Annotated in this window: 24 protein-coding genes; 16 read left to right on the forward strand and 8 right to left on the reverse strand. The window is 67.2% G+C overall.

From position 1 onward, the window contains the following. Positions 1 to 210: 210 nt before the first annotated feature. Together ABDZ92_RS14055 and hemE are read right to left on the reverse strand one after the other, a co-directional pair. Positions 211 to 666 (reverse strand): CopD family protein, encoded by a 456-nt coding sequence (locus tag ABDZ92_RS14055; protein ID WP_125960195.1) that lies wholly within the window; start codon positions 664 to 666, stop codon positions 211 to 213. Beyond that, a complete protein-coding gene (gene hemE, locus ABDZ92_RS14060) occupies positions 663 to 1703 on the reverse strand; it encodes a uroporphyrinogen decarboxylase (RefSeq protein WP_241211798.1) in 1041 nt (346 codons plus the stop codon). Before hemE ends, ABDZ92_RS14055 begins: the two co-directional genes overlap by 4 nt. Before the next feature lie 304 nt (positions 1704 to 2007). Here hemE and ABDZ92_RS14065 point away from each other — a divergent pair, with 304 nt between their 5' ends. From ABDZ92_RS14065 to ABDZ92_RS14115, 11 genes are all read left to right on the forward strand, one after another. Further along, a complete protein-coding gene (locus ABDZ92_RS14065; RefSeq protein WP_125960194.1) occupies positions 2008 to 2823 on the forward strand; it encodes a pyruvate, water dikinase regulatory protein in 816 nt (271 codons plus the stop codon). Beyond that, positions 2820 to 3428, forward strand: coding sequence for a Maf family protein (locus ABDZ92_RS14070; protein WP_125960193.1), 609 nt, complete (start codon positions 2820 to 2822; stop codon positions 3426 to 3428). The genes ABDZ92_RS14065 and ABDZ92_RS14070 overlap by 4 nt, the downstream gene beginning before the upstream one ends. After that, complete coding sequence (locus ABDZ92_RS14075; RefSeq protein WP_125960192.1) at positions 3425 to 4237, forward strand: shikimate dehydrogenase family protein; 813 nt, start codon at positions 3425 to 3427, stop codon at positions 4235 to 4237. The genes ABDZ92_RS14070 and ABDZ92_RS14075 overlap by 4 nt, the downstream gene beginning before the upstream one ends. Beyond that, positions 4234 to 4827: a dephospho-CoA kinase gene (coaE, locus tag ABDZ92_RS14080; protein WP_125960191.1), complete on the forward strand. Its 594-nt coding sequence runs from the start codon at positions 4234 to 4236 to the stop codon at positions 4825 to 4827. The genes ABDZ92_RS14075 and coaE overlap by 4 nt, the downstream gene beginning before the upstream one ends. 7 nt (positions 4828 to 4834) lie before the next feature. Next, positions 4835 to 5521 (forward strand): DNA polymerase III subunit epsilon, encoded by a 687-nt coding sequence (gene dnaQ, locus ABDZ92_RS14085; RefSeq protein ID WP_125960190.1) that lies wholly within the window; start codon positions 4835 to 4837, stop codon positions 5519 to 5521. 47 nt (positions 5522 to 5568) lie between these two features. Continuing rightward, complete coding sequence (gene hpf, locus ABDZ92_RS14090; protein ID WP_125960189.1) at positions 5569 to 6165, forward strand: ribosome hibernation-promoting factor, HPF/YfiA family; 597 nt, start codon at positions 5569 to 5571, stop codon at positions 6163 to 6165. Positions 6166 to 6191: 26 nt separating this feature from the next. Continuing rightward, positions 6192 to 6656: a PTS sugar transporter subunit IIA gene (locus ABDZ92_RS14095; RefSeq protein WP_125960188.1), complete on the forward strand. Its 465-nt coding sequence runs from the start codon at positions 6192 to 6194 to the stop codon at positions 6654 to 6656. Next, positions 6643 to 7104: a PaaI family thioesterase gene (locus tag ABDZ92_RS14100; protein WP_125960187.1), complete on the forward strand. Its 462-nt coding sequence runs from the start codon at positions 6643 to 6645 to the stop codon at positions 7102 to 7104. The genes ABDZ92_RS14095 and ABDZ92_RS14100 overlap by 14 nt, the downstream gene beginning before the upstream one ends. Next, a complete protein-coding gene (locus ABDZ92_RS14105; protein ID WP_125960186.1) occupies positions 7101 to 7439 on the forward strand; it encodes a DUF1491 family protein in 339 nt (112 codons plus the stop codon). The genes ABDZ92_RS14100 and ABDZ92_RS14105 overlap by 4 nt, the downstream gene beginning before the upstream one ends. Positions 7440 to 7591: 152 nt before the next feature. Continuing rightward, positions 7592 to 8290, forward strand: coding sequence for a cell wall hydrolase (locus ABDZ92_RS14110; RefSeq protein WP_125960185.1), 699 nt, complete (start codon positions 7592 to 7594; stop codon positions 8288 to 8290). A gap of 53 nt (positions 8291 to 8343) precedes the next feature. Then, the gene (locus ABDZ92_RS14115) at positions 8344 to 8850 is read left to right on the forward strand and encodes an MmcB family DNA repair protein (RefSeq protein ID WP_206432166.1); all 507 of its coding nucleotides are present in this window, start codon (positions 8344 to 8346) and stop codon (positions 8848 to 8850) included. 23 nt (positions 8851 to 8873) lie between these two features. On the opposite strand, the gene ABDZ92_RS14120 is transcribed toward ABDZ92_RS14115, so the two are convergent. After that, positions 8874 to 9473 carry an ankyrin repeat domain-containing protein gene (locus ABDZ92_RS14120; protein ID WP_125960184.1) on the reverse strand — a complete coding sequence of 200 codons (600 nt, stop codon included), beginning with the start codon at positions 9471 to 9473 and terminating at the stop codon, positions 8874 to 8876. A gap of 55 nt (positions 9474 to 9528) precedes the next feature. On the opposite strand from ABDZ92_RS14120, the gene ABDZ92_RS14125 reads away from it, so the two are divergent. Genes ABDZ92_RS14125 through ABDZ92_RS14135 form a run of 3 tightly spaced genes read left to right on the forward strand, consistent with a single transcriptional unit; the run spans position 9529 to position 11269 of the window. After that, positions 9529 to 10149, forward strand: a complete 621-nt coding sequence (locus tag ABDZ92_RS14125) for an SCO family protein (RefSeq protein ID WP_125960183.1) — start codon at positions 9529 to 9531, stop codon at positions 10147 to 10149. After that, positions 10146 to 10580, forward strand: coding sequence for a YcgN family cysteine cluster protein (locus tag ABDZ92_RS14130; protein ID WP_164521223.1), 435 nt, complete (start codon positions 10146 to 10148; stop codon positions 10578 to 10580). The genes ABDZ92_RS14125 and ABDZ92_RS14130 overlap by 4 nt, the downstream gene beginning before the upstream one ends. Continuing rightward, positions 10577 to 11269, forward strand: a complete 693-nt coding sequence (locus ABDZ92_RS14135) for a M48 family metallopeptidase (protein ID WP_125960181.1) — start codon at positions 10577 to 10579, stop codon at positions 11267 to 11269. Before ABDZ92_RS14130 ends, ABDZ92_RS14135 begins: the two co-directional genes overlap by 4 nt. Here ABDZ92_RS14135 and ABDZ92_RS14140 read toward each other — a convergent pair. From ABDZ92_RS14140 to ABDZ92_RS14155, 4 genes are all read right to left on the reverse strand, one after another. Next, positions 11239 to 13383 (reverse strand): transglycosylase domain-containing protein, encoded by a 2145-nt coding sequence (locus ABDZ92_RS14140; RefSeq protein WP_125960180.1) that lies wholly within the window; start codon positions 13381 to 13383, stop codon positions 11239 to 11241. The genes ABDZ92_RS14135 and ABDZ92_RS14140 overlap by 31 nt on opposite strands. Before the next feature lie 63 nt (positions 13384 to 13446). Further along, complete coding sequence (gene msrB, locus ABDZ92_RS14145; protein ID WP_125960179.1) at positions 13447 to 13854, reverse strand: peptide-methionine (R)-S-oxide reductase MsrB; 408 nt, start codon at positions 13852 to 13854, stop codon at positions 13447 to 13449. Between the two features lie 119 nt (positions 13855 to 13973). Next, the gene (locus tag ABDZ92_RS14150; RefSeq protein ID WP_239555258.1) at positions 13974 to 14582 is read right to left on the reverse strand and encodes a class I SAM-dependent methyltransferase; all 609 of its coding nucleotides are present in this window, start codon (positions 14580 to 14582) and stop codon (positions 13974 to 13976) included. Between the two features lie 175 nt (positions 14583 to 14757). Continuing rightward, positions 14758 to 17040: a CDC48 family AAA ATPase gene (locus tag ABDZ92_RS14155; protein ID WP_343763522.1), complete on the reverse strand. Its 2283-nt coding sequence runs from the start codon at positions 17038 to 17040 to the stop codon at positions 14758 to 14760. Positions 17041 to 17326: 286 nt separating this feature from the next. Between ABDZ92_RS14155 and ABDZ92_RS14160 the strand changes: the two genes are divergently transcribed. Beyond that, positions 17327 to 18214 carry a LysR substrate-binding domain-containing protein gene (locus ABDZ92_RS14160; RefSeq protein WP_125960177.1) on the forward strand — a complete coding sequence of 296 codons (888 nt, stop codon included), beginning with the start codon at positions 17327 to 17329 and terminating at the stop codon, positions 18212 to 18214. Between the two features lie 87 nt (positions 18215 to 18301). Here ABDZ92_RS14160 and ABDZ92_RS14165 read toward each other — a convergent pair whose 3' ends face one another. Continuing rightward, positions 18302 to 18760: a peptidylprolyl isomerase gene (locus ABDZ92_RS14165; RefSeq protein WP_125960176.1), complete on the reverse strand. Its 459-nt coding sequence runs from the start codon at positions 18758 to 18760 to the stop codon at positions 18302 to 18304. A 118-nt stretch (positions 18761 to 18878) separates the two neighbouring features. Here ABDZ92_RS14165 and mgtE point away from each other — a divergent pair, with 118 nt between their 5' ends. Further along, positions 18879 to 20279, forward strand: coding sequence for a magnesium transporter (gene mgtE / locus ABDZ92_RS14170; protein WP_125960175.1), 1401 nt, complete (start codon positions 18879 to 18881; stop codon positions 20277 to 20279). Positions 20280 to 20311: the final 32 nt, after the last annotated feature.

Consider the following 20311-nt stretch of genomic DNA (forward strand, 5'->3'; position numbering starts at 1 on the left):
GCTGATCCGAGTGGCGTTGATGCGGATAAGGGAGGAGCGTCGATCGGCGAGAAGGGAAGGCGCGAAACGATGCTGGAGGAGGACGCGCGAGTGCCGGAGGGCAACCGCTCGTTGTCGCGAGTTAGGTGCGCCCTGTGCCCAAGTCAAGCAAGGACGGAGCCGCGCTGCGATCGGCAGCGCGGCCTGTCCGCCGAAACGATCCCGGGAGGATCAGAAGGGCTTCACGACCGCCAGGGCGACGATTACCGCCAGCAGCAGCGCCGGCACTTCGTTGAGCATGCGCAGGCGCGAGGACGCGAGCGTGGGCCGCCCCGCCGCCAGCTTCTTGGTGTAGCCGACCGCCCAGCCGTGGTAGCCGGTCAGGAGCAGCACGAAGAGCAGCTTCGCGTGCAGCCAGCCCAGACCCGGCTGTCCGTCGAAAAGCCCGGCGTTGGCAGCAAGCGCCAGGCCCAGCAGCCATACCGCCACCAGCGCCGGGGTCAGGATCATCGCCCGAAGCTTCGCCTCCCGGGCAACCCAGCGAGGCCGCTCGGCAGCGTCGTCGAGGCCCTCCTGGTGGTGCACCAGGTAGCGCGGCAGGATGAACAGGCCGGCCATCCAGAACACCATGAAGATGACGTGCGCGGCCTTCACCCAGAGGTAGGCGGCCCCGAGGAAGTTGGTCATGCTTGGCTCCTGCGAACGCGTGCCACGAGCTGATCGACATGGGCGATCGGCGTATCCTGCTGGATGCCGTGGCCCAGGTTGAAGATGTGCGGGCGATCGGCGAAGGCGGCGAGGATCCGGTCGACCGCGCGGTCCAGCGTCTCGCCGCCCGCGATCAACGCGAGCGGGTCCAGGTTACCCTGCACCGGAAGATGGCGTGGCAAAGCGGCGTTGGCCCAGACCGGATCGACGGTTTCGTCCAACCCGATGGCATCGACGCCGGTGGCCTCGGCATAGGCGACCAGCTTGCCCCCGGCACCCTTCGGAAAGCCAATGATCGGCGTGTCGGGATGGCGTGTTTTGACCGCTTCGACGATGCGGGTCGTGGGGGCAATCACCCAGCGCTCGAACTGCTCGGGCGACAGGCTTCCTGCCCAGCTGTCGAACAGCTGCACCGCATCGACCCCGGCCTCGATCTGCGCGGACAGATAGTCGACGGTCAGGCCGATGATCCGATCGAGCAGTGCCGTCATCAGCTCGGGATCGAGATAGGCTAATCGCCGCGCCTCCGCCTGCTCGCGGCTGCCCTGCCCTGCGATCATGTAGGTCGCGACCGTCCACGGAGCTCCTGCAAAGCCAAGAAAGGTCACCGCGGGATCGAGCGCTGCCTTTACCCGCCGTACCGTCCCGTAGACCGGCTCCAGCCGCTCAGGTGCGGGTTGCAGGGACGAAAGGGTCGCCCGATCGACCTTGGGCGCCAATCGCGGCCCTTCCCCGGTTTCGAACCACAGATCCTGCCCGAGCGCGTTCGGCACCACCAGAATGTCGGAAAACAGGATCGAACCATCGAATCCGAAGCGACGCAGCGGCTGCAGAGTCACTTCCGCGGCTGCTTCGCTGTCGTTCACCAGGTCGAGGAATCCGCCCTTTTCGGCACGCAGCGCCCGATATTCGGGGAGGTACCGTCCGGCCTGCCGCATGAGCCACAGCGGAGGAACGGCCTGGCGATTGCCGCGCAGGGTTTCGAACAGCGGCTTGGGCGTCGGAATCTGAGTCAGCGTCGTGCCTCTACAGAAAAGAAGATTCAAAGAATGAAGGAGGTGGAGGTTGTTGGCGTGGGGATGCTGGGGTTTATGCCTCCGTCCCCAAATTGCCAACAGCTTGACGTGGGCAGACTCACGCAAGCCCTTAGATTCGGATTCACCTATCCACGTTATCCACAGGCTGGGGACGGAACCGGCCGCTGTCGATGCGGCTGTGGACGAATCTGGGGGAATGTGGACGGATCGGGCGGCTTGGCCGCGTGTCCGGGTTGCGCTAGCGCTTATCCCCATGTTGTCCACAGCCTTGTCCCGCTGAGCCATGCGGCTGCACCTGCACCTCCTGTCGGACTCAACCGGCGAGACGCTCGAGAACATCGCAAAAGCGGCGCTGGCGCAGTTCGACGGGGTCGAGACGCTTCGGCACTTCTGGCCGATGGTCCGCAGCCAGACGCATCTCGAGCGAATCCTGCAGGAAATCGCCCACAATCCCGGGATCGTCCTGTTCACGCTGGTGAACGCCGAAATCCGCAAGACCCTGGAGGCGCGGTGCCGCGTCATGGGTTTGCCGGCGGTAGCGCCGCTCGATGGGGTCAGCCACGCGTTGTCCAGTCTGCTCGGGCAGGAGGCAAAGGCGCGTCCGGGGCGGCAGCACATCCTGGATGCGGCCTATTTTGCGCGCGTGGATGCGATTCAGTTCACCATCGCCCATGACGATGGCGTGCTGTGGGAGGAATGGGAGGAGGCCGACATCCTGCTGGCAGGCGTGTCGCGCTCCTCGAAGACGCCGACCTCCATCTATCTCGCCAATCGTGGCTACAAGACCGCGAACATTCCCATTGTCGTAGAATCGCCACCGCCGCCGGCGCTCTATTCGCTGAAGCATCCGATGATCGTGGGGCTCACCACCAGTGCGGATCGGCTGATCCAGATTCGGCGCAACCGATTGTTGTCGCTCAACCAGGCTGCGAACACCGACTATGTCGAGCAGGATTCCGTCGCGCGCGAAATCGCGTTCGCCAGACGCATGTTCGCGGACAATGGGTGGCCGGTGATCGACGTTACCCGGCGTTCGATCGAGGAAACGGCCGCCGCGATCATCACCCTCTATCAGGAACGAAAGGTTGAGCGGCAATGACGGACGCTCCACGCCTGGTGCTCGCATCGCAAAGCGCGTCGCGCCGGGCGATGCTTGCCGCCGCCGGGATCGCCCACGACGCCGTGGCCAATGGTCTGGACGAGGAGGCGGCCAAGGCGGCGCTTGCGGCCGAGGGATTCGGGGCGCGCGACTTCGCCGATGCCCTTGCCGAGCTGAAGGCGGTGCGGGCGGCGACCCGCGTTCACAATGGCCTGGTGCTCGGTGCGGACTCGGTCGTCGCGGCGCCCGATGGGGGTTTGCTCGACAAGCCTGCCGATCGGGACGACGCGGCCGCCCAGTTGCGGCGGCTCTCCGGCGCCCAGCATGATCTCTATAGCGCGGCGGTGATCGTCGAGGGCGGACGCCCGGTCTGGCGCCACGTCGGCCACGCGCGCCTGCACGTGCGAACTCTGAGCGACGCCTTCATCGAAGCGTATCTGGACGCCGAGTGGCCGGCGATCTCGGGCTGCGTTGGCTGCTATCGAGTCGAGGGCATGGGCGCGCAGCTGTTCCATCGCATCGACGGGGATCATTGGACGATCCTGGGTCTGCCGCTGCTGCCGCTCGCCGCCTATCTGCGGGACAGAGGAGTCTTGTTGTCGTGACGCAACCCTATGCCGAGGTGATCGGGGACCCGATCACCCATTCCAAGTCGCCCCGCATCCACCGCTTCTGGCTCGACGCACTCGGCATGGACGGCGATTATCGCGCGACCCGCGTCGAAGCGGAGGGACTGGAGGCATATTTCGACGCGCGCCGTGCCGATCCCGCCTGGCGCGGCTGCAATATTACCCTGCCCCACAAGACTGCGGCGCTCGACCATGTCGAGGACCGGGGCGGCGTTCGCCAGTCGATCGGCGCGATCAACACGGTGTTTCGCGACGGAGACGGTCACCTCGTCGGCACCAATACCGACGCGGGTGGCTTTTACGCGCCCATCGCCGGGCTGCCGCTTGAAGGCGCCCCGGTATGCGTCGTCGGTGCAGGAGGTGCGGCGCGCGCGATCCTGTTCGCGCTGTCGAAGCTGAATGTCGGCCGCGTCACGCTGCTCAACCGCAGCCCGCTCAAGGGCGCGGCCCTGCTCGCCAGCTTCGGCCTGAAGGGCGATGCGCTGCCGCTTTCGGCGCCGGTCCCCGCCGCCAAGCTGCTGGTGAACGCCAGTGCCCTGGGCATGACGGGACAGCCGCCGCTCGACCTCGATCTCGCGCCTCTGCCGGAAGACGCGGTGGTCTACGACATCGTCTATGCGCCCCTGGAGACGCCATTGCTCACCGCCGCGCACGCGCGCGGGCTGGAAACGGTCGACGGGCTGGAGATGCTGGTGGGCCAAGCGGCGCTCGCGTTCGAGATCCTGTTCGACGCCCAGCCCCCGCGCGACCGGGACGAGGAGCTGCGCGCGCTGCTGCTGGCATGATCCGCCTCGGCCTCACCGGCTCGATCGGCATGGGCAAGTCGACCGTGGCGGCGATGTTTGCCGAGGCCGGTATTCCCGTGTTCGACGCCGATGCCGCCGTGCACCGGCTGCAGGGGCCGGCCGGGCGGCTGGTCGCGGCCATCGAGTCAGCGTTCCCCGACACGACCGGAGCGGAAGGCGTCGACCGCACGGCCCTGGGGGAAGCGGTCCTGGCTGACCCCGGGGCGCTCCGCCGGCTGGAGGCGATCGTCCACCCCGCGGTCGCCGATGAACGGGCCGCCTTTGTCCGCGATCATGGATCGGCGCCCATCCTGCTGTTCGATGTTCCCCTGCTCTACGAGACCGGGGGCGAAGCCTATGTCGACAAGGTGGCGGTGGTGAGCGCGAGCGCCGAGGTGCAGCGGCAGCGGGTGTTGGCGCGCCCCGGCATGACGCCCGCGCGACTGGAGGCGATCCTCGCGCGCCAACTGCCTGATGCCGAGAAGCGCGCCCGCGCCGATTTCGTCATCCCGACGGATGTTCCGCTCGCCGAGACCCGGGCTGCGGTTCACCGCGTGATCGCTTGCCTGTCCGGTTCGTACGAGGAATAGCGGTCGGATGCGCGAGATCGTCTTCGATACCGAAACCACGGGCCTCAGCTTCTCAGGCGGCGATCGGCTGGTCGAGATCGGCTGTGTCGAGCTGTTCAACCGGGTCGAGACCGGCCGGGTGTTCCACGCCTATTTCAACCCCGGTCGCCCCATGCCTGCCGAGGCGCAGGCGGTGCACGGCCTCTCCGACGCCTTTCTTGCGGACAAGCCGGCGTTTCACGCGGGCGTGGACGCGCTGCTCGAGTTCCTGGGCGACAGCCCGCTGATCGCGCACAACGCCTCGTTCGATTTCGGCTTCCTCAATGGGGAACTCGGCCTCTGCAAACGCTCGGCGATCCTGATGGACCGCATGGTCGATACGCTGCTGATCGCGCGCAGCCGCCATCCCGGCGCCAAGCATACGCTCGACGCCCTGTGCGTCCGCTTCGGGATCGATCGCAGCCGCCGGGTGCTGCACGGCGCGCTTCTGGACGCCCAGCTTCTGGCGCAGGTCTATGTCGAGCTGATGGGAGGGCGCCAGATCGGGCTCGGGCTCGCTTCGGCCGCGCCGCAGGTGGAGGAAACCATCGTCGTTGCAGCGCCGAAGGTGCGTCCGCCACGGGTTTTCGCGGCGAGCGATGCGGAACTGGCGGCTCATGCAGCGTTTCTAGAGACGGTCAAACAGCCGTTGTGGCTTGCCGGGGCGGCTGGTTGACGGGTCTGGGCACTGTGCCTAGGCCGGTTCAATAAGTGGAGAGAAGTATGGACATCCGGGTTTCAGGGCACCAGGTCGACACGGGCGACGCGCTGAAGCAGCTGGTCCAGGAGCGCCTCCAGGGCATCGCCGACAAATATTTCGCGCGCGCGATCTCCGCGACGGCGACCTTCGGCAAGGGGCCCCACGACAACGGCTTCACCTGCGACATCGTCGCGCACGTCACCCAGGGTCTGGTGCTCAAGGGGCATAACTCGGGTCAGGATGCGCAGGGTGCCTTCGTCGGCGCCGCCGACAAGATCGAAAAGCAGCTGCGCCGCTACAGCCGCCGTCTGAAGGACCGCAACGCGGTGGAGGCCACTGCCCTCGCCCAGGCGGGTGCCTATGACGACTTCGACAACGCCGGCTACACTGTCTTCGGCGGCAACCAGGCCGAGGAAGAGGCAGAGGCCGACGCACCGCTGATCATCGCCGAGACGCGTGTCGACGTGCCGGATGCCAGCGTTTCGGACGCGGTGATGATGCTCGACCTGCGCAACACCAACGCGCTGCTGTTCAAGAACAGCGGCACCGGCGCGTTCAACATGGTCTATCGGCGCCATGACGGCACGATCGGCTGGGTCGAGCCCAACCGCGCGGCCTGAGGGCTGCCGGAGATTCCAGTCGCCTGATGATCGACTTCAGTGATCTCTTGACGCCCGATCGCGTGCTGGCCGGCGTGCTAGCCGCGAACCGGAAGGCGTTGTTCCAGCAGTTGGGCACGGTCGCAGCGACCGTGCCCGGCGTGGACCCGCGCGCGGCGTGTGATCTTCTGACGCATCGCGAGCGACTGGGATCGACCGGGTTCGGCAACGGTACTGCGACCCCCCATGCCCGCATCCAGGGTCTTGGCTCGGTAGTGGGCGTGTTCGTGCGGACGGCCAGGCCGATCGACTTCGCGGCCGTCGACGACCTGCCTGTCGACCTCGTCTTCGCGCTGTTCTCGCCCAGCGAAGGTGCCGAGCATCTGAAGGCGCTGGCGCGCGTGTCGCGGGCGCTGCGGGACGCCGACTTCCGCGCGAAGCTGCGCGGCGCCGGCTCCTCCGACGCGCTGTACGCGCTGCTGACGGGAGTGGAGGCGCGTGACGCCGCCTGATCCGACCGGTGCGGAAGCCCATTTTCGTGCGCTTGAGTCGCTTTACGCGGCCGCGCCGATCAACCGGCTGTTCGAATCCCGCCTAGAGATTCCGGAGAGCGGCCTGGCTCGCATCCATTTCGAGATTCAGGAAACCCATTATCACGCCGCCGGCGCCGCGCACGGCACGAGCTATTTCAAGATGCTCGACGATGCGGCCTTCTATGCTGCGAACAGCCTGGTCACCGATCGCTTCCTGCTCACGACCGCGTTCAACCTGCTGCTCACCCGTCCCCTGCGCGCGGGGCCGGTAGTGGCCGAGGGACGCTGGATCAGCGGCCAGCGTCGCGTGTTCGTTGCCGATGCCCGGCTGATCGGCCCTGATGGCGAGGAGGCGGCGCGGGGTACGGGCACCTTCATGCGCTCGCAGATCCCGCTCGCGGGCCTGCCGGGCTATCGGGCCGCGTGAGCGACCGTCTTCCGACCGCCCTTGCGGTCAACGCCCTGGTGCGGCTGGTCGACCAGGCGGGGGGAAGCGCGATGGTGCTGGCACGCGGCGACCGCGACTCGGGAATCGTGCTGCTTCTGGTCGAGCAGCGCGGCAGCCCCTCGCGACTGTTCGAGCGCGGCTACGGCCCCGGCGGCCGTCGTGCGATCGTCCAGGTGGGCCCCCAGGACGGAGATCCAGGGGCGGTGATCGACTATTGGCAACGGCGTCGGCGCAGCGATCCTGACCTCTGGGTCGTCGAGGTGAATGTCGCAGATGCACAACGTCTCGCCGCTGAGACGATCTTCGCTGATTGACTCGATCTCCTGCCGCGGCGATGGGAGTTCCACTGTTTCGTGGCGTTGTGCCGCGCCGGGGTGCGATACCGGTCGGTGACGCAGTCGGGGGGAAAGCCCGGGCGATCGGCATGCCGATCGGTCGCGCACCAACCGCATAGCAATGATGATCCATGTCGTCCAAGAAGCGGACCGCGTGCACCGCGGCCCTCTATCTCTGTGTCGCGCTGCTGGGCGCGATCACCACTCCGGGTTTCGCGTTCGAAGCAGAACGTGCATCCGTCGAGACTGTTAACGTGGAGAGCGCGGCAAAGGTTCCCGCAGCCCCCGTTACCCAGCTGGCCACCGTCGCAACGACGGTCGCCCCCGCCGCTTCCCCGCTGAAGCCGCAGACCGTTACCTTCGCTGCCTCCACCCCGATCGTTCAGGCGGTGGGTACGGCCAGCGTCACCGCCACCTTTGGCTCGCTTGCTGCGGCGGTTGCCGCGCAGCCGTCGAATGTAGGCGAAGACGAGCAGATCAACTGCCTCGCCACCGGCATTTATTATGAGGCGAAGGGTGAGCCGCTTTCCGGCCAGCTCGCCGTTGCCGAAGTCATCCTGAACCGCACCCAGTCGGGTCGCTTCCCGGACACTGCGTGCGGCGTGCTGAAGCAGCCGGGCCAGTTCTCGTTCGTGCGCGGCGGCAAGCTGCCCGAGCCGAACGCGGGCAGCAGCGCGTGGCGCACTGCGGTTGCCGTGGCGCATGTCGCAAAGCGCGCGCTCTGGGACAGCCCTGCTGACGGCGCGCTGTTCTTCCACGCCCGTCGCCTTGCGCCGCGCTGGGGCAAGGCCCGCGTGGCCTCTGTCGGCAATCACGTCTTCTACCGCTGATCGTCCCGGCGCGGGGCTTTCCCGCGTTCGTGAATTGTTCTAACAAGCGCGACATGGGTTCCGTGCTTGTTCCGAACGCCGCGTCTGCGTTGCCCACGGTCGATGCCGGTCCGCTGATGGCGGCGGATGTCGCCCGTGGGGTGACCCGCCTGCTGCTGCGGCACGACTGCACCGCCATGGCGGAAGTGCCGCTGGACGGTGGACGCCGCGCCGACCTGATGGCGCTCGATGCGCGCGGCCGCATCGTCATCGTCGAGATCAAGGTGTCGCGCAGCGATCTGCTCGGGGATGGCAAGTGGACCGACTACCTCAGCCACTGCGACCGCTATTTCTGGGCGGTGCCGGCCGGATTCGACACCACGATCCTCGAAACCGAGGCGTTCCTGCCCGAACGTTGCGGCATCTTGGTCGCGGATCGCTACGATGCCGCGGTGTTGCGGGAGGCGACGACGGTGCCGCTGGCAGCGGCCACCCGCAAGCGCTGCACCCTCGCCTTCGCGCGCCGCGCTGCGCGTCGGCTGATCGGCGTCACCGATCCTGATGCGGTGCAGGGCTGGTAGCCAGCCGCTCGCGTTTCCCGCGCCTAGAGGCGCGGACCGGCAACGACGGGCTTCTTGGCCTTGGGCGCTTCGTCCATCAGCTTGAGCAGCGCAGGGGTGCGGGTGTCGCGCCGGGCATAGTCCCGCGCCGACATGCCGGCCATGACGTCCGCCTGATCCGGGTTGGCCCCGCCTTCGATCAGCGTACGCACCAGATCGATGCGGCGCAGCTGCACCGCGCGGATCAGCGGAGTCTCGCCCCGCGAGTTCGCAAGGTTCAGATTGGCCTTGTAGCGGATCAGCGTATCCAGTCCGTCGGTAAAGCCTTTCTCGACCGCCAGCATCGCCGGTGTGTTGCCGTCGGCATCCTGGATGTTCGGGTCCGCACCCTTTGAAAGCAGGAAGCGGAGATACACGCTGTCGCTACGGCTCGCCACGATGTGCAACGCGGCGTCGCCGGTGGTCCGGTCCTTGCTGTTGATCAGCAGCTGGCCAGGCTGGTTCAGGAAGTTGGTGACCTTGTCCCCGTCTCCCTTTCGCACCGCTTCGAGGAACTCGTAGCTTTGCGAGCGCTGCTGGGCGGAGGCGATGGAGGGAGACGCCACGAGGGCGGCGGCGAGACACAGGTTCAAGACGCGGGACATAGGGCGAAATTTACTCATCCGCTGGGGCTGCTTGCAAGCGCGAGCCTATCAGATCATGGCTGATCGCACCATGGATCGCTTCGCTCGCCTCGCCACCGCCCCGATGCTGTCGCTCGCGCTGCTTCTCGCCGGGTGCGGGGGGGCGACGAACGGCCCCTCTCAGGAGCCGCCGCTTGCCGGCGCGCGCATCGGCGGCGCGTTTGCGCTCACCGACGGGGCAGGCAAGACGGTTCGCGATACCGACTTCGCTGGCCAGTACCGCATCGTCTACTTCGGCTACACCTTCTGTCCGGACGTGTGCCCGGTCGATCTCCAGAAGATCGCCGCCGGGCTCAAGGCGTTCGAAGGTGCGCATCCCGAGCTGGGTGCCAAGGTCGTGCCGATCTTCGTCACCGTCGATCCGGAGCGGGATACGCCCGAGGTCGTGGGACGCTATGTCGCCGCCTTCCATCCGCGGATGGTCGGCCTCACGGGCACGCCAGAAGCGATCGCGCAGGTTGCGCGTGCCTATGCGGTCCCGTTCGCCAAGCGACAGGATGCGGGCTCGACCGAGTATCTGATGGATCATGGGACGCAGGCGTATCTGATGGGGCCGGACGGCAAGCCGATCGCGCTGCTGCCCACCGATCAGAGCCCGCAGGCGATCGCCCGCGAACTTGAACGGTGGGTACGATGAGCGACCGTTTCTGGGAGGATACCCCCCTCTCCAAGCTCGACCGCGCGCAGTGGGAGGCACTGTGCGACGGCTGCGGCAAATGCTGTGTGCACAAGCTGGAGGACGAGGATACGGGTGAGCTGATGGCGACCAACGTCGCCTGCCGCCTGCTCGATCGCCGGTCGGGGCAGTGCAGCGATTATCGCCACCGCCACGCTTATGTCTCCGAGTGCGTGCGGCTCACTGCGCGATCGGTCCCGCACATCGAATGGCTTCCCTCGACCTGCGCCTACCGGCTGCGCGCCAACGACGAGCCGCTGCCCGGGTGGCACTATCTCGTCTGTGGAGACCGGGAGGCGGTGCATGCCGCTGGGGAGTCGACCCGCGGGTGGACCATCTCCGAGGACGACGCCGGCGACCTCGAGCACCACATGGTCGATCGCCCGCTGTGAACGAAGCTCCGGGTGCGCCGATCGAGGTGGTCCGGCACCCGAGGGCGCGCCGCGCGCGCCTGTCGGTGGATCCGGCGACGGGACGCGTGCGGCTCACCCTGCCCGCCCGCGCCGCGCTCCGCCCCGCGCTTGCCTGGGCGGAGAGCAAGCGATCCTGGATCGACGCGCAACAGGCGCGCCTGCCGGAAGCGCGCCCCTTCATCCCGGGCGAGACCATTCCCTTCGGCGATACCGAGCTTCGAATCGTCTGGGAGGAGAAGGCCGGCCGCAGCCTTGTGCGTGAAGGCGATCTGCTTCGATGCGGAGGGCCGATCGAGCGGGTACCGGCGCGCGTGGAGCGCTGGCTACGAAGCGAGGCGCTGGCGTTGCTGTCCAAGGAGACGCAGCACTACGCCATGCGGGCGGGCGTGACCGTCACTCAGGTGGCGATCGGCGACCCGCGGGGTCGGTGGGGGAGCTGCACCGGATCCGGGGCGATCCGCTACAGTTGGCGGCTGATCCTGGCGCCTGCGTTCGTGCTGCGGGCGACCGTGGCGCATGAGGTCGCGCATAGGCTGCACATGGATCATAGCCCGGCCTTTCACGCCGCCGTGGCGCGGTTGCTGGAAGCCGATCCGGCACCGGCGCGCGCATGGCTCCGCGCGCACGGTGCGTCGCTTCACTGGTACGGGCGCGCGTCCGGGTCATAGCCCGGGCGTTCGACCGATCGTCTGGGATCGCCCGGTGCGGGCCGGCGCGGTGGCGGTGCGGACTCCCGCGGCGGCCCGGTCCGGCCGATCGCCCGATCCAGCCAATCCTGGTCCAACGTCTCGCGCGGCGCCGGCTCTTCGTAGGGCGTGCGTGTGGGCTGCTGCGGGACTTGTGCCGGCGGCAACGCCTCCGGCTCGGACGGCCCTTCGATCGGATAGCCGTCCTCGTCGACGAACACGCCGTTGTCGGGCTCGCCATAGTAGGACTCGGCGTCCGGTTCTTCCTGCCACTCGGGCAGAGTCACCTGAGTCTCGAAATTCTCAACCGGGCGACTGGCGACCGCTTTCCGCATGAAGCTCGCAAAGGCACGCGCGGGTGCGGTGCCGCCCTGCAGGCCGCCGACCGCACGGGCATCGTCGCGGCCCATCCAGACTCCCGTCGTCAGCCCGCTCGAGAAGCCCAGGAACCAGCCATCCTTGTTGGACGAGGTCGTGCCGGTCTTCCCCGCTACCGGCCGGCCGATCTGCGCCGCCCGGCCGGTGCCGGTCGCGACGGCAGTCTGGAGCAGGTCCGTCATCTGCGCTGCGACATAGGGCGCGACCAGCACGCGTGAGGTGTCGACCTGGTGCTGGTAGATCACCGATCCACCGGCGGTCACGCGGGTGATGCCATATGGGGTCACCGCAACGCCCTTCTGCGACACGGAGGCGAAGGCGCGGGTCATGTCGATCAGCCGCACGTCGGAGGTGCCCAGCACCATTGCCGGACGCGTGTCGATGGGCGTGGTGATGCCGAAGCGGCGGGCCATGTCGGCGACGGTGGTGTAGCCGACGTCGCGGCCCAGCTTCGCGGCCACGGTGTTGATCGAATAGGCGAACGCCGACCGCAGGCTCATCGAGCCGTTGAAGCGGCCGGAGCTGTTGCGGGGGCTCCAACCGTTGATCGTCACCGGCTCGTCGACCACCTGGTCCTCGGGCTTGTAGCCCGCTTCCAGCGCAGCCAGGTAGACGAACAGCTTGAACGCCGAACCGGGCTGGCGGGTCGCCTGGGTCGCGCGATTGTAGATCGACGACACATAGTCCTTGCCGCCGACCATCGCCCGCACGGCGCCGTCGCGATCGAGCGACAGCAACGCGCCTTGCACGCCGGCCGGCGCGTTGGCGCGGATCGCCTGGTCCGCCGCCCGCTGCATCGACAGGTCCAGCGTGGTCCAGACGTCCAGCGGCGCGTCGGTTTCGTCGATCAGCGTCTCGAGCTGCGGCAATGCCCAGTCGGTGAAATAGCGAACGCTGTTCTGCTTGGGCTCTGGGGCGAGCTTTACCGCATGCGGATCGGCCGATGCGGCCTCGCTTGCGCTGATCGCCCCCGTCTCCTGCATCAGCTCCAGGACGACGCCGGCGCGGCCCACGGCTGCCTCGGCATCGGCGGTCGGCGAATAGCGCGAGGGTGCCTTCACCAGCCCGGCGACGACTGCCGCTTCCGACAGATCCAGCGAGGTGCCGGGATGGCCGAAGAAGCGCCGCGAGGCCGCGTCGATCCCATAGGCACCGCCGCCGAAATAGACCTTGTTGAGGTACAGCTCGAGGATCTGGTCCTTGGTGAACTTGCGTTCCAGCGCGAGCGCCAGCACGACCTCGCGCAGCTTCCGGCTCACCGTATAGCTGTTCGACAGGAAGATGGTGCGCGCCACCTGCTGGGTGATGGTCGACGCACCCTGCAGGCGCCGGCCGTTGCCGTGGTTGTCGATCGCGAACTTGATGATGCGCGCGATGGCGACCGGGTCCACTCCCCAATGCGAGCGGAAGCGTCGGTCCTCCACGGCGACCATCGCGTCACGCATCACCGGGGGGATCTCGTCATACGGGATCCACTCGCCATAGCTCGGCCCCAGAGAAACGAGGATCGTGCCGTCGGCGGCGCGTACCCGGATCATCTGCCCGTTCGGGGAAGATTTCAGTTCCCCGAAGCTCGGCAGATTGGCCCGCGCGTTCATCACCGCGACGGTGAGGCCGAGGGCGGCTAGCAATAGCAGGGCAAGCCCCGAACCCAGGGTCCAGAGCAGGATGCGGCGCCACCGGGGCGCGGGCGGGCGTTTACGGGTGCGGGTGGCCATGGAAGCCGTGCCGGATTACGCGCTGCGGGCGCCGCCCACAAGCGCGCAACGCCGTTCTTGCGATCAGCCGCCGCTTTGCGCGCGTGGGCGGAAGTCGAGCGCGACCGAGTTCATGCAATAGCGCAGACCCGTGGGCGGCGGGCCGTCCGGAAAGACATGGCCCAGATGGCCGTCGCAGCGCGCGCAGCGCGTTTCCACGCGACGCATACCGTGGCTGGTGTCGCTGTGGTTGGTCACCCGATCCTCGGCGATCGGCTGCGTGAAGCTCGGCCAACCGGACCCGGAATCATATTTGTCGAGGCTGTCGAACAGCTCGTTGCTGCATCCGGCGCAGCGATAGATGCCGTCGGCCTTGTTGTCGTTGTAATGGCCCGCAAAGGCGCGCTCGGTCCCCGCCTCCCGCAGCACATGATAGGCCTGGGGCGACAGTCGCTTGCGCCACTCGGATTCCGACAGGTTCAGATAGTCCATGAACCTAGATGTGTTGTGCCCCTGGCCCCGCGTCAACCAGTGGAATTAACGAGGGGCCGCGTGGCTGTGCACGCGGCCCCTCGGGAACCTCAGTACGGGAAGGGCAGCGCCCGGAAGGCTCAGTCTTTCCAGGCCCAATACAGCTGCGCCGGCGGGACGTTCCACCACTCCATGTCATGGTCGATCCGCTCGAAATTGGGCGAGAGGAAGTCGCGGACCTTGGGGCTGAACTGATAGACCAAGAACGCACCACCCGGCCGCAACACCTCTGCGGTGGCAGTGGCAATCTTGTCGCCGATGCCGGGGGGCAGGGTCGAAAACGGCAGGCCGGACAGCACATAGTCGGCATGGGCATGCCCGTGGTCGGCGACGATCTGGACCACGTCGGCCGCAGAGGCGTGTACCGCCGAGAAGCGCGAGTCGAGGATCGTACCGTTCAGGTAGTCGATGAACTCGGGGTTGGTATCGATCGCGATCAGCTGCGCGTCCGGTGCCATCCGTTCCAGGATCGGGCGGCAGAAGGTGCCCACGCCCGGACCATATTCGACGAACACCTTGGTGTTGGCCCAGTCGACCGGTGCCAGCATCTTGCGGATCAGCTTGCCCGAAGAGGGGATCACCGATCCCACCATCACCGGATGCTTGACGAATCCGCGCAGGAACATGCCCGCCGGGGATGGAACGCGCTTGGGGCTCCGTCGGCTGGCGGTGGTGGAACTGGTGTTCATGGAAATCCTTGGGCGGGGCGGCCGCAGCCGCGTCGAAGTTGTCGTCGCAAAACCGAAACGAAGATGCAAGCCGAACGGTTTCGTCGTGACGCGATGCGGTATCACAGCGCGGCGAACGACGCCCTTCCAAGGAAGGCGCGCGCCGCTTCCGTGCAGGAAGCGGCGCGCGGTCCCGTTATTGCTTTTCGCCGCGCGGCTGTACCATTCCGGGAGCGATGAAGCCGATCGGCTGAATCGCAACCGCGTCCTGCTTCAGCTTGGCGGACATCCGCCGATACTCCTGCTCCATTTCCGCGGTGACCGAGGCGCGCGACTCGCCGAGCGCCTGGCGGAAATGAGACATCCGCACGGAGGTGTTGGAGAGTGACTCACGCAGCGCCATCAGACCCGCGCGCCGCACCACATCCTCCAGGTCCGCACCGGTGAAGCGCTCGGTCTCGGCCGCGATCGCATCCAGGTCGACATCCTCGCCGATCGGCATCTTCTCGGTCTGGATCGACAGGATCCGCCGCCGGCCGGCCTGATCCGGCACCCCGACATAGACCAGTTCGTCGAAGCGGCCCGGGCGCAGCAGCGCCGGGTCGACCAGATTCGGCCGGTTGGTCGCCCCGATCACCACCACCGACTGGAGCTCTTCCAGTCCGTCCATCTCGGCCAGGATGGTGTTCACCACCCGCTCGGTGACCTGCGGCTCGCCCATGCCGCCGCCCCGTGCAGGCACCAGGCTGTCGAGTTCGTCGATGAAGATCACGCACGGCGCGACCTGGCGCGCACGGGCGAACAGTCGCGCGATCTGCTGCTCGCTTTCGCCATACCATTTCGACAGCAGGTCGCTCGACTTGGTGGCGATGAAGTTCGCCTCCGCCTCGCGTGCGACCGCCTTGGCGAGCAGCGTCTTTCCGGTGCCTGGCGGGCCGTACAGCAGGAAGCCCTTGGCCGGACGGATGCCGAGCCGGCGAAACGCGTCAGGAGACTTGAGCGGCAGCTCGACGCCTTCCTTGAGCCGCATCTGCGCCTCGTCCAGCCCACCGACGTCCTCCCAGCGGACCTGCGGTGCCTGCACCATCACCTCGCGCATCGCCGAAGGCTGGACGCGCTTCAGCGCCTCCAGAAAGTCGTCGCGGCCGACCGACAGCGTATCGAGTACCTCTGCCGGGATCGTCTGCTCCGACAGGTTGAGCTTCGGCATGATCCGCCGCACCGCCTCGATCGCCGCCTCGCGGGTGAGCGCCGCCAGGTCCGCGCCGACGAAGCCATAGGTGGTCCGCGCCAGTTCGCCCAAATCGACGCCGTCCCCTAGCGGCATGCCGCGGGTGTGGATGCCCAGGATCTCGCGACGGCCGCGCTCGTCGGGCACGCCGACCACGATCTCGCGGTCAAACCGGCCCGGACGCCGCAGCGCCTCGTCGATCGCCTCCGGCCGGTTGGTCGCGGCGATCACCACCACATTGGCGCGCGCCTCCAGCCCGTCCATCAGCGTCAGCAGCTGCGCCACGAGCCGCTTCTCGGCCTCGCCCGACACCTGCCCGCGCTTGGGCGCGATCGAGTCGATCTCGTCGATGAACACGATCGAGGGGGCGTTCTGGCTCGCTTCCTCGAACACCTCGCGCAGCCGCTTTTCCGACTCGCCATAGGCCGAGCCCATGATCTCGGGCCCGTTGATCAGGAAGAAATCGGCATCGCTCTCGTTCGCGACCGCGCGCGCCAGGCGCGTCTTGCCGGTGCCGGGCGGCCCATGGAGCAACACGCCCTTGGGCGGATCGACGCCCAGGCGCTGGAACAGCTCCGGATAGCGCAGCGGCAGTTCGACCATTTCGCGCAGCTGGTCGATCGTGCCGGCCATGCCGCCGATATCGTCATAGGTGACGTCGGCGCGGCGCACCTCGCGCGGCTCCTCATATTCGGGCCGCAGCTCGATTTCGGTGTTCTCGTCGATGTGCACGACGCCCTTGGGAGTCGAGGACACGACGGCGAGGCGGATTTCCTGCAGCGCATAGGCGGGGGCATTCACAAAGCGCTGGATGGCAGGGTCCGTCACGCGCTGATGTCCGGCGGTCGCCACCACGTCGCCCTGGCAGATCGGCCTTCCGAAGAAGGTGCGCTTCAGCGCGTTGCTGGACCCCTGAAGGCGCAGGTTCTGCTGGGCAGGCGCGAACACCACTCGCGTCGCCGGCTTCGACTCGACACGCCGTACCTCGACGAAGTCGCCCGCGCCCACGCCGGCGTTCGCCCGCTGCAGGCCGTCGAGCCGGACCAGATCGAGACCCTCGTCCTCGCCATAGGGGCCGACCGCGCGGGCGGGTGTCGTCCGCTTGCCGACGATCTCGACCACGTCTCCCTCGGCAAGGCCGAGCGAGGTCATCAGGGCACGGGGAAGGTGCGCGATGCCGCGACCGCTGTCCTCAGGCCGCGAATTCGCAACCTGTATCCGGCGCGCTTGCGAGTCGTCGTCGGCCATCGGCATCCTTTCACCTTCTCGAAACGAGTGCGGGAGATAGGATCGAGGGGTCGCCGGGCAAGGCGCAAAAAAAAGGCCGATCGCGAGGACCGGCCGTGAAAGGTTTAGGAGAGGATGCCTGAAAGGCCTGTTCCGTATGCGGTGCAGAGCTTTTTTGTGCAAATGCGAAAGAAAATATCGCGGTTGCAGAAACTGCAATCGAAGAGCTAATTTCCTTCGTGCGCGGCGGTGCTAGCGCCATCGCGCGGTACGGTTATGATGCGGTGCAACAACAAGGCAGGAGCAGATGCGGCGGCTTCCTCCTCTCACGGCGATCGAAGCATTCGTGCACGTCGCCCGACTTGGATCGATCAAGGCGGCGGCCGAGGAGCTTGCGTTGTCGAGTCCCGCGCTCAGCCGGCGGGTTCAGGCGCTCGAGCGTTTCATTGGCAAGCCGCTGTTCGAGCGGCGGCACCAGGCACTCCGCCTCAACCACGACGGCGAGCGGTTGCTGGGAATGATCTCGCATGCGCTCGATACGCTCTCGGACGCAGTGGAGCGGATGTCGGCGGGGTCGGACCTGCTGCGCCTTCGATTGGGCGTGCTGCCGCTGTTCGCCACCCAGAAGCTGATGCCGCGGCTTGGTGATCTCAAGCGGCGCCATCCGGAGCTCCATCTCGACGTGGATACGGCGGGGCACAGCCTTGCTCGGCTCGGTGACGGCATCGACGTCGGCATCGTGCTTGGCCACACCATCGACCCGGCGCTCTACTCGCGGCGCCTGGACCGGAACCGCGTCTATGCGATCGCGTCGCGCGCATTGGTGGAGGAGATGCCGCTTACCGACCCCAAGCAGCTGTCCAAGCTCACCGCGCTGATCCATCGCGACATGCCGGACACCTTCACCGACTGGCGGCAAGCGGCCGGACTTCCCTATCTGGAGCCGGCGGCGACGGACTTCTTCGATTCCGGTGCGTTGATGCTTGAGGCGGCGGCGCAGGGGCTGGGCGTCGCCTTCATGCTCGAATCACATTTCGAGGAGGCACGCGATGCCCGGCTCGTCCGGCTGTTCGATATGTCGGTGGAGAGCACCTACAGCCACTGGTTCGTGTGCCGCCCCCGCATGATGCAGCAGGAGCCGGCGCGACTGTTCCACGACTGGCTGATCGAAGCGCTGGGCGCGCAGAATATCTAGCCAAAGCCCGCGTCCTCGCGGGAATAATACCCGCGACCCGGAGGCGAAGAAAAAGCCGGCCGCCCTCGGGCGACCGGCCATTTGGGATCAGGCCTCGCTGCGGGCCTTGAGGATCTTGCCGGGCTGGCGCGGCGGCTCGCCCTTGGGCAGCGCGTCGACGGCTTCCATGCCTTCGATCACTTCACCCCAGACGGTGTACTGGCCGTCCAGGAAGCGGGCGTCGTCGAAGCAGATGAAGAACTGGCTGTTGGCCGAGTTCGGATCCATCGTGCGCGCCATCGAGCAGGTGCCGCGGACGTGCGGCTCGCGGCTGAACTCGGCCGGCAGGTTCGGCTCCTTGGAGCCGCTGGTGCCGGTGCCGGTCGGATCGCCGCCCTGCGCCATGAAGCCCGCGATCACGCGGTGGAACACGACGTTGTCGTAGAAGCCGCTGTCGGCGAGCTTGGTGATGCGCTCGACGTGCTTGGGGGCCAGGTCCGGGCGCAGCCGGATACGCACTTCGCCCGTGTCGAGCGTCATCACGAGCGTGCTGGGAAGATCGGACATAAACGCTCCGGAAATCAGGAAAATTAGGGAATGCCGTCCGTAGAGCCGCGGCCTGGAGGTTGCAACCGCGGCCGCCGCCGCTAGAGCGGGCGCGCAACGCCAGCGAGGGAGCCGAGCCATGAGCGAGACCGAGCTTCCCGCCCACGACATCGCCGAAAGTGAACTCGACGCCGACGACCGGCTGAAGCCCGAGTTCGTCTCCGCGGTGCTCGATGCGGTCGAAGCGGACGATGTCGAAACGGTGCGCGCGCTGGTCGAGCCGCTGCACCCGGCCGACCTGGCCGACCTGTTCGAGCTGGTACCGGGCGAACAGCGCCCGGCGCTCGCCTCCGCCGTGGCCGATCGCCTGGACGGCGACGTGCTGGCCGAGATGAACGACTGGGTCCGCGATGCGCTGATCGAGTCGCTCGAACCGCACCAGGTCGCGGACCTCGCCGCCGAGCTCGATACCGACGACGCGGTCGCGATCATCGAGGATCTGGACGAGACGGATCAGCGCGCGGTGCTGCGCGCGCTCGACCCGGACGATCGCGCGGCCATCGAGGAGGCGCTGAGCTACCCCGAGGAATCGGCCGGCCGCCTGATGCAGCGCGAGCTGATCGCGGTGCCCGAGCATTGGAGCGTCGGCGACGTGCTCGACTTCCTGCGCGGCAGCGAGTCGCTGGCCACCGATTTCTGGGAGATCTTCGTCGTCGATCCGGCGCATCGCCCGGTCGGTACCTGCCAGCTGTCCTGGATCCTGCGCTCGCCGCGTTCGGTCTCGGTCAGCGACGTGATGAAGCGCGAGCAGACGCTGATCCCGGTCGACATGGACCAGGAGGAGGTGGCGCTACGCTTCCAGAAGTACGCGCTGATTTCGGCCGCGGTCGTTGACGGCAGCGGCCGCCTGGTCGGCGTCATCACCGTCGACGACATCGTCCACATCATCCAGGAAGAGGCGGGCGAGGACGCGCTGCTGCTGTCGGGCGCGGGCGAGGGCGACATCAACGAGCCGGTGTTCGACAGCTACAAGAGCCGTGTCCGTTGGCTGATCACCAATCTGATGACGGCCCTCGTCCCGGCGACAATCGTGTTTCTCTTCGACGCGACGATTGCGCAAAAGGCGATGCTCGCCGCGTTGATGCCGATTGTCGCCGGCGTAGGTGGCAATGCCGGTACGCAGACTCTGGCGGTGACAGTGCGCGCACTCGCCACCAATCAGCTCACCCAATCCAACACGTTGCGCGCGATTCGCCGCGAGATTTCGATCGCGCTGCTGAACGGGTTGACCGTCGCAATCATCATCGGATCGGGTGTCGGGGCGGCGTTCTTCGATGTGACGTTGGGTCTCGTGATCGCGACGGCGATGCTTGCCAACATCTTCATCGCGGGGATGGCCGGGGTCTTGGTCCCGGTCACGCTGGACCGGCTGAACGCCGATCCTGCCTTGGCTTCGTCGATCTTCGTCACAATGGTAACCGACTCGATGGGCTTCCTCGCCTTCCTGGGCCTGGCGACGGTGGCCGGGCTCACCGGCTGACTTGAGCGCCATCGCTTCAATCCCCAGATCCA

It is taken from the genome of Sphingomonas molluscorum, from assembly GCF_039522995.1.
In the GTDB taxonomy this organism is placed as follows: Bacteria; Pseudomonadota; Alphaproteobacteria; order Sphingomonadales; family Sphingomonadaceae; genus Sphingomonas; species Sphingomonas molluscorum.